This window comes from Stenotrophomonas sp. CS3K5 (assembly GCF_059515225.1).
Genome location: NZ_JCAKRX010000013.1, coordinates 1 through 15,204, shown reverse-complemented (window position 1 = coordinate 15,204; position 15,204 = coordinate 1). Strand labels below are relative to the sequence as shown.

Below are 15,204 nucleotides of genomic sequence, written 5' to 3'. Positions count from 1 at the left end.
TCATGGCTCTGGGTTTCTACGTGCTGGGCGGGTCGGGAGGGGCAGGCAGGACACGCCGTAAACCCATCCATGGGGGCTCGATGGCGCCATCCATGGCGCCAACGGTCCTGCCTGCCCCCCTCCCGACCCGCCTTCGACAGTTTCCCAGTGACGGAGCGACGCGCTTCGTAGCGTCGAGCCTGCTCTACTGGCAGCTCGGAAGCGGTGGAAGGAACGGGAAAAGAAGATGGATTACTGCGAGCGCGCGCAGCGCGCGACCCGCTCTTGATTTTCTTTTTCTTTTCCGTGGCTGGCAGCACACGGAAACTGTCAGAGGCCGGGCGGGGTGGGTTCGCGGGGGTGTCCGCGGCATGGATGCCGCGGCCAAGCCCCCAAGGTCGGGTTCACGGCGTCCCCCGCGAACCCATCCCGCCCGGCCAAGCGCAGCTTTTGCTTTCGGCGGCCAAGCAGCCAGCCACGAGGGGCTGCGCCGTTGGCTGGAAATTCAGTACCGCTTGATCCCCGGCACCGTGCAACCTTCAATCTGCGCATGCGCCGACACCGCGTTCTCCTTCTCGCCGCGCGCCAGGCGCGACTGCTCGATCGTCGCCCAGTGCCGGCGGCACAACGGACCGGTCTTCGAACCCAGATCGACCGCCTTGCGCGCAAATGTCTCCGCCTGCGCCCACTGGCCCTGCAGCAGCGCCAGCTCGGCACGCTCCTGCAGCACTGCCGGGTCGTCGGCCACGATCTGCAACGCGTGGTCCAGGCTGCTGGCCGCACCGGCCAGATCGCTGGCCTGGCGCTGTGCCTGTGCGGTCAAGCGCAGATCCTCCACCTGCGAATCACGCAGTGGTTGCACCGACAACTCCTTGTCGTCCGGACCCGCCGCTGCCTCGACCGCCGCCAGTCGCTGCGCCGGGGTGGTGGTGGCGACCGGCTTGACCACCGGAGGTGCGCTGCTCACGCAGGCAGCCAGGGCCAGGCTGAGTCCAGCCACGGACAGCGGGTGCAACAGGTTTCGGATGTTCATCGGTTTCATCGGCTCGGAGGGGGAGTGGCCGCAGCCGGGGCTGCGGCAGGTTCTGCGGGCGGGTCCGGCTTGCGATCCAGGCCGAACCAGCTGCGCCAGCCCCCGCCCTCACCTTCGGCACCCTCCTGGGCCTCGGGCGAAACGGCGGGCGCACACGGCGCATAGGCGGGCGCATAGCCCACCACGAACGGGAAGCGGCGTGCGCCGGGGCAGCCGTCGTCGGTGCTGTTGATGCCCGTGGCCGCCACCGGCTGCCAGTCCAGCCCCTTGTTGCTGACCCGCAACGGCGCGCTCGGCAGGCGCTGGAAGATGCCCGACCACACCCGCATCGCGCCGGTGGCGCCATACAGCCCGGCCTGCTCGTTCTGGTCGTTGCCGATCCAGATCACCGCCAGGTGATCGCCGGTGTAGCCGGCATACCAACTGTCGCGGCCATCGTTGGTGGTACCGGTCTTGCCGGCCGGTTGCAGCCGGCCCAGCCCGTCGGCATTCAGGCGCTGCGCGGTACCGCTGGATACCACCTGCTGCAGGCCGACGCTGATCAGGTTGGCGGCGATCGAGTCGCCTTCCTGTGCCGGCGCCGGGGTCTTGTCATAACGCTTGAGCAGCTTGCCCTGCGGATCGAGCACGCCACGCACCGCATGCAGCGGCTGGATCTCGCCGCCGGACGCCAGGAACTGGTACAGCTGCGCCATCGCGTACGGGCTCTGGTCGGTCGAGCCGAGGATCACCGCGGGGTTCGCCTCGGCCTTGATGCCGGCCAGCACGTGGATCAGCTGGGTCACGCGTTCGGGGCCGACCTGCATGCCCACCCGCACCGTGGCCTGGTTGTAGGAATGGGCCAGCGCATCGATCAGGCGCACGGTGCCATGGCTGCGGTTGTCCGCGTTGCCCGGGCTCCAGTTGCGGCCACGGCCGAGCTGCACCGTCACCGGCGAATCGTCGACCCAGCTGGCCAGCGAATAGCGGTCCGGCTGCGCCAGCGCCAGCAGGTACACGAACGGCTTGAGCAGCGAACCCACCGGACGCTGCGCTTCGATCGCGCGGTTGAAGCCGACCTCGGAGACCTCACGGCTGCCGATCACCGCCAGCACATCACCGTTGTGCACGTCGGTCAGCACCATGCCGGCCTGCAGTTCGGGCCGACGCTTGCTCTCCAGCGATTTGACGGTACGGGTCACCGCACCTTCGGCATAGGCCTGGGCAGACGGTGACATGCCGCTCATCACGCTCAGGCCGGCGCCCTGCAGCGCCGATTCCGGATAGTCATGGCCCAGCTGGCGGCGGACCAGATCCACATAGGCCGGGAAGCGGTTGGCCGCAACCAGGCCCGGTGTCTTGGGCACGCCCAGCGGCGCCTTCAGGGCGCGCTGGTACTCGGCATCGTCGATCAGTGTCGCCTCGTGCAGCTTGCCCAGCACGAAGTTGCGGCGGTCCAGCGCGCGTTCGGGGTTGCGTCGCGGATCGTAGAACGACGGCCCCTTCACCAGGCCGATCAGCAGTGCGATCTGTTCGGTTTCCAGTGACTGCAGGTCACGACCAAACCAGAACTCGGCGCCGGAGGACATGCCGTGGATGGCCTGGCTGCCGCGCTGGCCCAGGTACACCTGGTTGAGGTAGGCCTCGAAGATGGTGCGCTTGTCGTAGCGCGCTTCCATGATCAGCGCGTACAGCACTTCGTTGAACTTGCGGGTGACGGTCTGTTCCTTGCCGATGCCGAGCAGGCCGCTGCGGGCCAGCTGCTGGGTCAGCGTGGACGCGCCCTGGCGGCTCTGGCCGCCGGAGCGCACGGTCACCCACACCGCGCGCGCGATGCCGGACAGGTCGATGCCGTGATGGCGGTTGAAGTCCTTGTCTTCCACAGCCTGCAGGCCGGTCACCAGCAGGTCAGGCGCCTCGTCCATGCGGATCAGGCGGCGTTCTTCCTGCTTCTGGCCATACAACGTGGCAATGCGCGCCGGGTCCAGCCGCGCGGCCTTCAGGGCCTTGCGGCTGTCGGCATCGCGCAGCGAGGCCACGCCACCGTCGGCCAGCGACAGTTCCACCCGCCGCGGGGCCACCCGGCCGTCGACATCGTTGTAGCCGCGGCTGGAGATGACAAAGCGCCCGCCGTTCACCGCATAGGTGGCCGGCTCCTTGCCCTGCCCGTCATCGCGGTAGGCCGAGGCCGCCAGTTCGGTCTTCAGCGTGGCCGCATCCATCGCCTTGCCGGGCGTGAGGACCAGCGGGCGCGCGTAGACCCGTGTCGGGATCTGCCAGCGCAGCTCGCCGAAGCGCTGGGTCACCTGTTGGTTCAGGTACAGCGTGTACGGAATCAGGAAGCCCAATCCCAGCGCGACCGCCGCCATGCTCCAGGTGATAAGCCGGCGCCGCCACAGCGGGCCACCGTCCTGCGGGTCGTCGTCGAAATCGTCGATGTCGTCGGAATCGTAGCGTCGGGGCACGGGAATGCGAGAATGTAAGGTCTGGCGAGTCTACCCCAGCCACTGCGGCTGGCGGATTCCCGCCGATTCCCCTGCTTAAGCTGGAGTTGCAACCGGATGGCGATGTCCCTGGCCGAGATCCGATACCTGATCAACCGCCTGAGCGGCCTGGCCCGGCGCAGTCTGGCCAGCCTGCGCACCCGTGGCTGGCGGGCGACCTGGCAACGCATCCGCGTCCATACCCAGCGCGCCGTCCCCGCCCCGCGCACGCCGCTGTACCTGCCACCGGCCCAGGCGTTCGCGCCGTTCGCGGTGCCGTTCAGCCAAACACCGATGGTGAGCATCATCATCCCGGTCTACAACCACGTCGAGCACACCCTGGCCTGCCTGCGCGCGCTGGCGGCGCATCCGCCGGCCGCCGCGTGCGAGATCCTGGTCGTGGATGACGGCAGCAGCGATGCCACCACGCACTGGATGCCGCAGGTGACCGGGCTGCGCTACGAGGTGCGCACGCACAACGGCGGCTTCATCGATGCCTGCAACGACGGTGTGTCGCGCGCACGCGGCCGCTATGTGGTGCTGCTCAACAACGATACGGTGCCGCAGCCGGGCTGGCTGGATGCCCTGCTGGACACCTTCGGCAGCGTGCCCGACGCCGGTCTGGTCGGCAGCCAGCTGCTGTACCCGGACGGCCGCCTGCAGGAGTCGGGCGGGGTGATCTTCGCCGACGGCAGCGGCTGGAGCTACGGGCGCTTCGAGGCCGCCGACGACCCGCGCTTTGCCAGCCTGCGCGACGTCGATTACTGCTCCGGTGCCGCCGTGATGCTGCCGCGTGCACTCTGGCAACAGCTGGGCGGCCTCGACACCCGCTACCGGCCGGCCTACTACGAAGACACCGATCTGGCCTTCAGCGTGCGCGCACAGGGCCTGCGGGTGCTGGTGCAGCCGGCCAGCCGGGTGATCCACGACGAAGGCACCAGCAATGGCACCGACACCGGCAGCGGGGTAAAGGCCTACCAGGTGCGCAACCAGGCCATCTTCGCGGCCAAGTGGGCGGCCGAACTGGCCCGCCATCCGGCGGTCGGTGAAGTGCCTTCGCCGGCACTGCTGCTGCGTGGCCGCCGCCAGGTACTGATCCTGGACGAAGAAGTCCCGCAGCCGGACCGCGATTCCGGCTCGCTGCGCCAGGTCAATCTGATCCGCCTGCTGCTGCAGGGCGGTGCCCATGTGGTGTTCGTGCCGACCCGGCGCGAGCATGCCGGTGCCGCCACCGAAGCGCTGCAGCGGATGGGCGTGGAGGTGTGGTACGCCCCCTTCCTGGACGGTGTGGCCGGCTGGCTGCGCAATCACGGCGCGCGCTTTGATGTGGCCCTGCTGGTGCGCCATCACGTGGCCCACGAGTGCCTGCCGCTGCTCAAGCGTTACGCCCCGCAGGCGCGCACCGTGTTCGATACCGTCGACCTGCATTACCTGCGCGAACGCCGTGGCGCCGAAGTCGCCGGCGATGCCACCCTGCTGCGTGCGGCCGAGCGCACGCGCAGCAGCGAGCTTGCGGTCATGGAGCAGTGCGACATCACCGTACTGGTCAGCGCCGCCGAGCGTGAGCAGCTGCAGGCCGATGCGCCCGGCGTGCGCGTGGAACTGATCTCCAACCTGCACGAAGTGGCCGGCGCCGGCGCGCCTTACAACCAGCGCCACGACCTGGTCTTTGTCGGCGGTTTCCGCCACCCGCCGAACCTGGATGGCATGACCTGGTTCATCGGCGAAGTGTTCGGGCGCATCCGCGAGCGCCTGCCGGAGGTACGCCTGCACTGCATCGGCGCAGCCGCACCGGATGCATTGCGGGCGCTGGCCGAGCGCCAGCCGGGCGTGCAGATGCACGGGTTCGTCGAAGACATCACGCCTTACATGGACGGCGCGCGCATCGCCATCGCGCCGCTGCGTTTCGGTGCCGGCGTAAAGGGCAAGATCAATCTGAGCATGGCCCACGGCCAACCGGTGGTGGGCACCACCTGCGCGGTCGAAGGCATGCACCTGCATCCCGGCCAGGATGTTCTGGTGGCCGACGATGCCGCCGGCTTCGCCGAGGCGGTGGTGCGCCTGTACCAGGACCCGCAGCTGTGGCAGCAGCTGTCCGATGCCGGCTTGGCCAACGTGGCCGAGCATTTCTCGCTCGATGCGGCCCGGGCGACCGTACAGCGGGTGTTCTTCGCCTAATCGGCGCGTGCGCCGGCGCGGCGCAGGCGGTCTTCGAACGCGGGCAGTTCGGCCAGGTCCGGTTGCAGCTGGCGGGCCTGTTCGGCGGCGTGGGTCGCAAACGCCACATCGCCACTGCCCAGCCGCTCGCTGCCGATTGCCAGCCAGCGCTGGGCCAGCCGCAGGCGCGCGGAGGGCAGACCGGAGGCGGTCGGCGACAAGGTCTGCCAGGCCTGCAGGCAGGCCCCCGCCGCCTGCACGCGGTTCTGCCGCAGGTTGTCGTCGTAGCAGCGGCGGCTGGCGGGCAGCAACCGCGCGGCGGCGGCCTTCACCCGTGCGTCCCGCGGCGCCAGCGACTGCGCCTCGCGCAGCGCGTCGAACGCACTGTGGCCGGGAGGACTGATCCACTGACCGGCGGCCTCGGCGCGCTCGATCCTGCGCAGGTGGTCGCGCAGCTGGCGCTCGCGCTGCGCAGTGCCCAGGCGGGGCTGCTGCAATGCGTGCTGGGCCTGCTGCGCGCGCGACAGCCGCTGCGCCAGCTGCTGCTGTGCCGCCGTGGACGCACCCAGTGCCGCCGCCAGCGCCGCGTCGCGTTGTGCGGCCTCGAACTGGAAGTCATTGGCCAGCGTCTGGCTGCGCGCCAACACCGCCTGCAGGGTCTGCTCGCGGCCGCGCTGGGCGTTGGCATCGTCCGGTGCCGCCGCCAGCACGGCCAGGAACCCCTCGGCCGCCGCGTCCAGCTGCTGCCGCCGCAGTGCGCGATGTGCCCGCTGCAGCCGCTGGTCCACGGCCCGTGCCAGCGCTTCCTGACTGGCCGGCAGATCGGCATGCCCGGCATCGAACTGGCGCGCGCGCAGCAGCATCGCCGCCGACTCGGCCAGCGCCCCACGCGCAGCACGCGCGCGCGCCTGTTGCAGCAGATCGCTCAGTGCGTCCTCGCGCCCTTCCAGGGCCGGCAGGTTGTCCGGTTGCAGGGCCAGGATGCGCTGGAACAAGGGCAGCGCACTGCTGTCGCCATCATCCAGCCGGCCCGCCGCGAAGGCGTTGCGTGCCTGCGCCAGCAATGCGCCGATACCCACGCCTGCACTGCGCCGCGCCTGCAGCTGGCGCGCCACGTCGTCGCCCTCTGCCTGCGGAACCTGCAGTTCGCGGGCCAACGCCAGCGCCTGCGCGCTGCCTTCCAGGTCGTCGCGCAGCAGCCGGTCACGCGCCTGCTGCAGCGCCGCCGCACCGGTACGCGCCAGGCCCTGGCGTGCCTGCAGGCGGTCACCATCAAGCGCCAGTGCGGCCTGGTAGCGCTCGCGCGCGCCACTGCCATCCGCCTCGCTCAGGCGCCCTGCGGCCAGCGCACGGTCACCCTCGGCCAGCAGTTGTTCAATCTGTGGCTCATCCCAGAACCAGTCGGCCAGCGGTCCACGCAGCAGCACCAGCAACACGAACACCGCCAGCGCCGCGACCAGCGCCCAGCGCCAGACCCGGCGCGCATGGCGTGCCTGCAGCCACCACCAACGGCCTTCGCGGCGGACGCGGTCCAGCGCCGGATGTTCAGCGCCATGCGGGCGATGCGTAGGCTCGCGTTCCATGCGTGCAGGGTAGCCGGGGCAGCGTGAAGCTCAGCCGAGGCGACGCGCCTCGCTTACGCCCGGCAGCGCATCCAGCTTGCCCAGCAGGGTCGACAACTGGCCGTAGTCGCTCACCTTCAGGCGCAGCCGCAGATGGGCCCGGCCGCTGTTGCGCACGTTGTCGCTGTGGATATCGAGCACGTAGGCGTCTTCCTGAGCGATCAGGTTGGTGATGTCCTTCAGCAGCCAGCGGCGGTCGACTGCATCGACCACCACATCCACCTCATAGCCACCGCCGGCCTGACCCCACTCCACCGGCAGGATGCGCTGCGGGCTGGTAGCCGCCAGGCGGGCCAGCGCGGCACAGTCTGCACGGTGCACGGTGACACCCCGGCTACGGGTCAGGTAGCCGACGATCGGTTCGCCGGCCACCGGCTGGCAGCAGCGCGCCAGCTGCACCAGCAGATTGCCCACGCCCTGCACGGTGAACTTGGACTTGCCCAGGCTCTCGCGGCGCGCGGTCGGGCGCGGCAGGGTCGGTGCGGGCGCCGGTTGGCTGGCCGCACGCTCTGCTTCCAGCAGCGCCCGGCTGACCTGGTTGGGGCCGGTATCGCCCAGCGCCACCTGGATGTACAGATCATCGATGCTGTCGGCATGGAATTTCTTCGCCGCCAACGCCAGGTCCGAGTGCTGCAGCCCCAACCGCTTGAGTTCGCGTTCCAGCAGCTCGCGCCCGGCCTGCACGTTTCGCGCGCGGTCCAGCTTGTGGAACCAGCTGCGCACCTTCTCACGCGAGCGGTTGCTGGCCAGAAAGCCCAGCGCCGGCATCAGCCAGTCGCGGCGCGGGTCAGCCTCCTTGCCGGTCAGGATCTCCACGCGGTCACCGCTGCGCAGGCGATAGGTCAGCGGCACGATGCGGCCATTGACCTTGGCCCCGCGGCAACGATGGCCGACCATGGTGTGCACCTGGTAGGCGAAATCGAGCGGGGTGGCGCCCTGCGGCAGATCCAGCACCTCATCCTTCGGGCTCAGCGCATAGACGCGGTCTTCGGTCAGCTCGGCATCGAGCGCGCCGGCCAGTTCGTTGCCCTGCCCGTCCTGGGCCTGCTCCAGCAGCTGGCGCATCCAGGTGATCTTGCGATCGAAGGCCTTCTCCGCGCCCTTGCCGCCTTCCTTGTATTTCCAGTGCGCGGCCACGCCCAGCTCGGCCTGCGAGTGCATCTCATGGGTGCGGATCTGCACTTCGATGGTGCGCCCTTCCGGGCCGACCACGGCGGTATGCAGCGAACGGTAGTCATTGGCCTTGGGCCGCGCGATGTAGTCGTCGAACTCGCTCGGTACCGGCGCCCACAGCGCATGCACCACGCCCAGCGCGGCATAGCAGGACGCAACGTCGTCCACCATCACCCGCACCGCGCGGATGTCATACAGCTGGTCGAAGGCCAGCCGCTTCTTCTGCATCTTCCGCCAGATGCTGTAGATGTGCTTCGGGCGGCCACTGACTTCGGCCTTGATGCCCTGTGCGACCAGCTCGCGCGACAGCACCTTCTTGACGTTCTCGACGTAGCGTTCGCGGGCGATACGGGTTTCGTCCACCTCGCGCGCGATGCGCCGGTAGGTCTCCGGTTCCAGATGGCGGAAGGCCAGGTCTTCCAGTTCCCACTTCAGCTGCCAGATGCCCAGCCGGTTGGCCAGTGGCGCGTGGATGTCGCGGGTGAGCTGGGCCAGCGCCCGGCGCTGTTCCTCGTCCAGCTTGTCGGCCGCACGCATGCGCGCCAGCTGCCGGGCCAGCAGGATCGGCACCACGCGCAGGTCGCGGATGATCGCCAGCAACAGCCGGCGCAGGCCTTCGCTGTTGCGTCCCGCTTCGCGCCCGGCGTGCAGCGCCCACACCGGATCGGCCGCATCCTGGCCATCGAGCAGGCCCACCACGGCGGCCTTGTGTGCGCCCAGCGGCAACTGTTCCAGGCTGGCGCGCAGGCCGGGCAGATCGAACAGCAGTGCGGCCACCACCGCGCCTTCGTCGGCCGACAGCATCGCCAGCGCATCGAGGGTGTCACCCAGCACCGACCAGCTGGCACGCATCTGCGGGTCGCATTCCGGCGCTTCCCAATGCTCGCGCAGGGCCTGGCGCAGCGGAGCAGGCAGCACCGCTGCCGAGGGACGGTTCAACAAGGCATCCAGGCCGGGGACGGAAGCGCGGTTCACAGCATCGAGCAGGCAAGACGGAGACCCCTACACTAGCGCCGGCGCCGTTCAGGGACAATCACCGCGGCCACCATCACCCGGCATGAAGACATGCCGCTACACTCGCCCACACACCCAGGAGAGACCCGCCATGCCTTCGATTGCCCCGCGCGTCCGTCCACGGCTGCTGGCCTGTGCCGCCGTGCTGCTGTCCCTGTCCACACCGGCACTGGCCCAGCGCATAGTGGAAGGCGACCTGCAGCAGCAGATGTCGCCGGCCGAGTTCCAGGCCGCCGGCCTGGACAAGCTCAGTGCCGCCGAACTGGCCTCGCTCAACCGCTGGCTGCAGGGCAAGGTGCAGGCCGCCACGACCCAGGCCGTCGCCACCGCACGCGAGGAAGGCCGCCAGGAAGTGATCAAGAAGAACCGCGGCTTCTTCGACTTCGGCAGCGACGAGCCGATCGAAAGCACACTGCAGGGCGAGTTCCGCGGCTTCGCCAAGGGCCGTCGCTACGTGCTGCAGAACGGGCAGGAATGGGAGCAGATGGACGCCACCCAGTTCTCCGGCAGCGCCAGGCAGGCGCCGAAGGTGAGCATGCGCCCGGGCCTGATCGGCGTGTGGTACATGAAAGTGGACGGCGTGAACGTGCAGCCGAAGGTGCGCCGCGCCAAGTAACGCCACCGCTTTCCGGTAGCGCCGGGCATGGGCCCGGCGCTACCACCCCGGAATCACGCCTGGCGCAGTGCCGCCACCCGCTGCGCCAGTTTCTTCGCCGAGATGCCGGTACGCGCACCCAGCTCCTGGGCGAACAGCGAAACGCGCAGTTCTTCCAGGTCCCAGCGCAGCGCCTGCCACTGCGGCCGCGCGCGCAAGCCCTGCTGTTCGCCTAGCTGCAGCGCCTCCAGGAACGGATGCAGTTCCAGCATGCGCGCCTGGTCGCGGGGCGGATCGCGCTTGGCGCGTTCGGTGCGCAGGATCATCGCCTTCAGATAGCGCGGGTACTGCGCCAACGCGTCGGCCGGGGTGTCACGCAGGAAGCCGGGGTGGATCAACCCGGCCAGCTGCGCTTCCATGTCGTCCAGGTTGCCGCGCGCCCAGCCCATCAACGGCGCTTCCAGCATCGGCTTGAGTTCGGCCACCAGCGCCAGGATGCTCTCGGCCAGCTTCAGCCGCGACATCGCTTCGCCGAACAGGGCCTTGGCGGCATGCTCGCGACGCTGCTCGAAGGCCGCCGCCTCGCGGATGTCTTCCAGCCCCTCGGCCAGCACGGCGTTCATGGCCGCATCGACCAGGTCACCGCGCAGGCGTTCCTGCGATTCGATCGCCGCGTACAACAGGCCGGTCTTGGCGCCGACCGGCAACTGCTTGCGCGCCTGCTTGACCTTCTCGGCCAGGGCGATTTCCAGCAGGCGGCGCACGCCCAGCGGATGAGCCTCCTGCGCCTGCTGGCGGTCGGCGAAGATGCGCAGCGCCACGCTGTCGCCCTCGTCCAGCAAGGCCGGATAGGCCGGCACGCCCGCCTCGCCAGGCACCTGCAACGGAATCGGCGTGGCCGGGAAGCTGCGCAGCCCATCGGCCGCCATCTCGCGCCCGGCACGTGCGGCGAAGGCATCGCCGGCACGGCCACCGAACTTCGCGCGCAGGGCATCGAGGTCGCGCGAGGTCGCCAGCACCTTGCCCTGTTCGTCGCGCAGGCGCAGGTTCATGTGCAGGTGCGGTTCGATCGACTCCGGCTCGAAGTCGGTGGCCGCCACAGTGGCGCCGGTGGCCCGTGACAGGAAGCGCGCCAGTTCGCCGGTGATGGCATCGGCGCTGGGCTGCGGGAACGCTTCGAAGAAGGCTCGCGCGAAGTCCGGCGCCGGCACGTAGTTGCGGCGCATCGCCTTGGGCAGGCTGCGGATCAGGGCCGAGGCCTTGTCGGCCACGAAGCCCGGCGCGAGCCAGCCCAGCTGCACCGGGTCCAACGCGTTGAGCAGGTGCAGCGGCACATCCAGGGTCACGCCATCGTCGTCCGCGCCCGGCTCGAAACGGTAGTGCAGTGGCAACCGCGCCCGGCCCAGCGGCAGGTACTTCGGGTAGCGCTCCTGCTCGCTGCCCTCGCCGGGCAGCAGATCGGCCAGGCTCCAGTGCAGGGCCTTGCGCTGTTCCGGTGCCAGTGCCTTCCACCACGTATCCAGGCCTGCGGCCGAATGGATCTGCGGCGGCACCCGGTCCAGGTACCAGCGGGCCTGCCAGTTGTCATCGGCGACGATGCCGGCCCGGCGCAGCTTGGCTTCTTCCTCGCGTGCGACCTCCAGCACCTTCTGGTTATCGGCCACGAAGCTGGCGCGGGTGTTGATCTCGCCGGTTACCAGGGCCTGGCGCACGAAGATGTCGTGGGCCTCCACCGGTTCGATGCGGCCGTAGTGCACCGGCTTCTTCGGTGCCAGCACCAGCCCGAACAGGCTGATCTGCTCCGACGCCAGCACCTGGCCCTGCGCGCGCGACCAGTGCGGATCGAAGTGTTTGCGCAGCAGCAGGTGCGGCAGTTCGGCAATCACCCAGTCCGGCTCGATCGCGGCCAGGGTCATGCCCCACACTTTCTGCGTATCCAGCAGATTGGCCGCCAGCAGCCACGGCGGCGGCCGCTTGGACAGCGCCGAACCCGGGAACGGCAGGAAGCGGCGCTGGCGTGGTGCCTGGAAATCACCCTTTTCGGTGCGGTGGCCGATCTGCGTGGGCAGACCCGCCACCAGCGCCCGGTGCAGGGTCTGGTAGGCGGCAGCGCGCACGCGCTCGCTGAAACCGCCGCCGGCGGGCGCCTGTTCCTTCTGTGCACGCACGGCCAGCGGCGCCGGCGCGGCCTCGGCCTTGCCTTCGCGGGCCAGGCGCGCAGCGCGGTGCAGCTGGCCACGGGTGGCCTTCACTGCGGCCGCGTCATCACGCGCCACGGGCGGCGCACTGCTGCCGGCCAGCAACGGCGCCATCGACGCCTCGTTGGCCTCTTCCTTCCAGCCCAGCTCCTCGCACAGCAGGCGCAGCTGGCGGTGCAGCTCGCGCCATTCGCGCATGCGCAGGAAGCCCAGGAAATGACGACCGCACCAGTCACGCAGCTTCGATTGGGTCAGGTCTTCGTGGGCGGTGCGATACCCCTCCCACAGGCGCAGCACACCCACGAATTCAGAGCGGCCATCGGCGAACTGCGCATGCGCGCTGTCGGCCGCACCGCGCGCCTCGGGCGGGCGTTCGCGCGGATCCTGGATGCCAAGGAACGAGGCGATCACCAGCATCGGCCGCAGGCAGCCGGCGGCCTGTGCAGCCACCAGCATGCGCGCCAGTTTCACGTCCACCGGGAGGCGTGCCATCTGCTTGCCGATGGCGGTCATGCGCCGCTCGGCATCGATCGCGCCCAGTTCGGTCAACTGCTGCCAGCCATCGGCCACCGCACGCTCATCCGGCGCCTCCAGGAACGGGAAGTCCTCGATGCGGCCCAGGCCCAGCTGCAGCATGCGCAGGATCACCCCGGCCAGGCTGGAGCGGCGGATTTCCGGATCGGTGAATTCCGGCCGCGCCTGGAAATCAGCTTCGGCGTACAGGCGGTAGCAGATGCCTTCGGCAATACGGCCGCAGCGGCCCTTGCGCTGGTTGGCGCTGGCCTGCGAGATCGGTTCGATGTGCAGGCGGTCCAGCTTGTTGCGCGGGCTGTAGCGCTTGACGCGGGCAAAACCCGGATCAACCACATAGCGGATGCGCGGCACCGTCAGCGAGGTTTCGGCCACGTTGGTGGCCAGCACGATGCGCCGGTTCGGGCCCGGATTGAACACCCGGTCCTGGTCCTGGTTGGACAACCGCGCGTACAGCGGCAGCACCTCGGTGTTGCGGTACTTGCGGCGCTCCAGCGACTGGTGCGCATCGCGGATCTCACGCTCGCCGGGCAGGAAGATCAGTACATCACCACGCGCATCCAGGCGGGTGATTTCATCGATGGCCGACACGATGGCATCGTTCACCGTACGCTCGCCCTCCTGCTCACCCTCGCCTTCCAGCGCGCGGTAACGCACCTCCACCGGGAAGGTGCGGCCTTCGACGCTGATCACCGGTGCATTGTCGAAATGCTGGGCAAATCGTTCGGTGTCGATGGTGGCAGAGGTGACGATCAGCTTCAGGTCCGGGCGCTTGCGCAGCAGCTGCTTCAGGTAACCCAGCAGGAAGTCGATGTTGAGGCTGCGTTCGTGCGCCTCGTCGACGATGATCGTGTCGTAGCTCGACAGCCAGCGGTCGCTGGCGATCTCCGCCAGCAGGATGCCGTCGGTCATGAACTTGATGCGGCTGTCTTCGCTGACCTTGTCGTTGAAGCGCACCTGGTAGCCCACCAGCTGACCCAGCTCGCTGTGCAGTTCCTGTGCCACGCGGCTGGCCACCGCGCGTGCGGCAATCCGTCGCGGCTGGGTGCAGCCGATCATGCCGGCCTGGCCACGGCCGGCGGCCAGGCACAGTTTCGGCAGCTGGGTGGTCTTGCCAGAGCCGGTTTCACCGGCGATCACCACCACCTGGTGGTCGCGGATCAGCGCGATGATCGCGTCGGCTTCACGCGCAATCGGCAGCTGCGGGTCCAGAGTAATGGACGGCTGCTGCTGCGCCCGCGCCTGCCGGCGCTGCACCGACGCCTGCAAGGCCTGCTCGAAGGTGGCGGCCAGCGCCGCATCCTGTGGCTTGGCCTGGCACCGCGAGAGCATTCCCAGCAAACGGCCCCGGTCGCGGCTCATGGCGCCGTCGATGGCGGCGCGCTGTTGGCGCAGGCGGGGCGATGGATTTTTATCGATAGAGTTCATCAATCGGTTCGTTCAAAACTTTGAAAGCGACCAGTCATCACGACCGGTTTATTGTGAAGGCCAACGATTCCACAAGGAGGAACCCCATGGCGAAGACCAAGAGCACGACCAAGGCCAAGACCGGCAAGCAGAAGCTTGCAGCGGCGGCACCGTCGGCGCCGAACATCGATATCGGGATCACCCAGGGCGACCGCAAGAAGATCGCCGACGGTCTGTCGCGCTTCCAGGCCGATGCGTTCACGCTCTACCTGAAGACGCACAACTTCCACTGGAACGTGACCGGGTCAATGTTCAACTCGCTGCACACCATGTTCGAAACGCAGTACACCGAGCAGTGGGCGGCACTGGACGACGTGGCCGAGCGCATCCGCGCGCTGGGCTTCAATGCCCCGGGCTCCTACCGGGAATTCGCTGCGCTGACCTCGATCGCCGAGGAACCGGGCCTGACCGACAGTGCGGACTGGCGTGAAATGGTACGCCAGTTGGTGGTCGCCAACGAAGCGGTCTGCCGTACGGCACGTGAAGTGCTGGACGTGGCGGCCAAGGGCGACGACGCCCCGACCGAGGATCTGATGACCCAGCGCCTGCAGACCCACGAGAAGTACGCCTGGATGCTGCGCTCCCTGCTGCAGTAAGGGTTTTGGGGGTCTCGGCAGGGCCGCGCCCTGCACCCGCAAAGGCAACTGCAACGTCAACGTCAACGTCAAAAGCGGGCTATCCGTGGGTTGGCGGGGCGGGTCCAGTTGCGGGGGACGCCGTGAATACGTCCATGTAGGCTCGGTCGCCGCATCCATGCGGCTCACGCCCCCGCAACCGGACCCACCCCGCCTTCGACAGTTTTCCGCGATCTGCCAGCAAAGCCATTGGGGTCGGATCCGTTTTCCGCAGGAAAACGGATCCGACCCCATTTCGTTTGTCGATATCTGACAGATGTGTCGACCAAGGTCGACACCCACCAACAGCACGAGGAATCTGTCAGAGGTGGGGCGGTGTCGGAGTGCGGGGTGTCAGC

At 68.9% G+C, this 15,204-nt stretch carries 8 protein-coding genes; 3 read left to right on the top strand and 5 right to left on the bottom strand.

Features of this window, described 5'->3' with window-relative positions:
• Positions 1–484: 484 nt before the first annotated feature.
• Both AC5YGJ_RS17080 and mrcB read right to left on the bottom strand, forming a co-directional pair.
• Positions 485–1,021: a hypothetical protein gene (locus tag AC5YGJ_RS17080; protein WP_107231803.1), complete on the bottom strand. Its 537-nt coding sequence runs from the start codon at positions 1,019–1,021 to the stop codon at positions 485–487.
• On the bottom strand, positions 1,018–3,456 hold the full coding sequence (gene mrcB / locus AC5YGJ_RS17075; protein ID WP_107231802.1) for a penicillin-binding protein 1B: 2,439 nt from the start codon (positions 3,454–3,456) through the stop codon (positions 1,018–1,020). The genes AC5YGJ_RS17080 and mrcB overlap by 4 nt, the downstream gene beginning before the upstream one ends.
• A gap of 96 nt (positions 3,457–3,552) precedes the next feature.
• Here mrcB and AC5YGJ_RS17070 point away from each other — a divergent pair, with 96 nt between their 5' ends.
• A complete protein-coding gene (locus AC5YGJ_RS17070; RefSeq protein ID WP_496187225.1) occupies positions 3,553–5,652 on the top strand; it encodes a glycosyltransferase in 2,100 nt (699 codons plus the stop codon).
• Here AC5YGJ_RS17070 and AC5YGJ_RS17065 read toward each other — a convergent pair.
• Both AC5YGJ_RS17065 and AC5YGJ_RS17060 read right to left on the bottom strand, forming a co-directional pair.
• Entirely contained in the window at positions 5,649–7,214 is a 1,566-nt protein-coding gene (locus AC5YGJ_RS17065; RefSeq protein ID WP_496187224.1) for a hypothetical protein, read from the bottom strand. The two genes, AC5YGJ_RS17070 and AC5YGJ_RS17065, sit on opposite strands and share 4 nt — an antisense overlap.
• A 30-nt stretch (positions 7,215–7,244) precedes the next feature.
• Positions 7,245–9,401, bottom strand: coding sequence for a RelA/SpoT family protein (locus AC5YGJ_RS17060; protein ID WP_496187223.1), 2,157 nt, complete (start codon positions 9,399–9,401; stop codon positions 7,245–7,247).
• Positions 9,402–9,531: 130 nt separating this feature from the next.
• Here AC5YGJ_RS17060 and AC5YGJ_RS17055 point away from each other — a divergent pair, with 130 nt between their 5' ends.
• Positions 9,532–10,056 (top strand): hypothetical protein, encoded by a 525-nt coding sequence (locus AC5YGJ_RS17055; RefSeq protein ID WP_496187222.1) that lies wholly within the window; start codon positions 9,532–9,534, stop codon positions 10,054–10,056.
• 53 nt (positions 10,057–10,109) lie between these two features.
• Here AC5YGJ_RS17055 and hrpA read toward each other — a convergent pair whose 3' ends face one another.
• Entirely contained in the window at positions 10,110–14,192 is a 4,083-nt protein-coding gene (gene hrpA / locus AC5YGJ_RS17050) for an ATP-dependent RNA helicase HrpA (protein ID WP_496187221.1), read from the bottom strand.
• 86 nt (positions 14,193–14,278) lie between these two features.
• Between hrpA and AC5YGJ_RS17045 the strand changes: the two genes are divergently transcribed.
• A complete protein-coding gene (locus AC5YGJ_RS17045; protein ID WP_006439098.1) occupies positions 14,279–14,827 on the top strand; it encodes a Dps family protein in 549 nt (182 codons plus the stop codon).
• Positions 14,828–15,204 lie beyond the last annotated feature (377 nt).

Excerpts from the sequence above, each read along its gene's own strand:
- AC5YGJ_RS17080 (WP_107231803.1), bottom strand. The coding sequence starts at position 1,021 with ATGAAACCGATGAACATCCGAAACCTGTTGCACCCGCTGTCCGTGGCT.
- AC5YGJ_RS17070 (WP_496187225.1), top strand. The coding sequence starts at position 3,553 with ATGGCGATGTCCCTGGCCGAGATCCGATACCTGATCAACCGCCTGAGC.
- AC5YGJ_RS17065 (WP_496187224.1), bottom strand. The coding sequence starts at position 7,214 with ATGGAACGCGAGCCTACGCATCGCCCGCATGGCGCTGAACATCCGGCG.
- AC5YGJ_RS17055 (WP_496187222.1), top strand. The coding sequence starts at position 9,532 with ATGCCTTCGATTGCCCCGCGCGTCCGTCCACGGCTGCTGGCCTGTGCC.
- hrpA (WP_496187221.1), bottom strand. The coding sequence starts at position 14,192 with ATGAACTCTATCGATAAAAATCCATCGCCCCGCCTGCGCCAACAGCGC.
- AC5YGJ_RS17045 (WP_006439098.1), top strand. The coding sequence starts at position 14,279 with ATGGCGAAGACCAAGAGCACGACCAAGGCCAAGACCGGCAAGCAGAAG.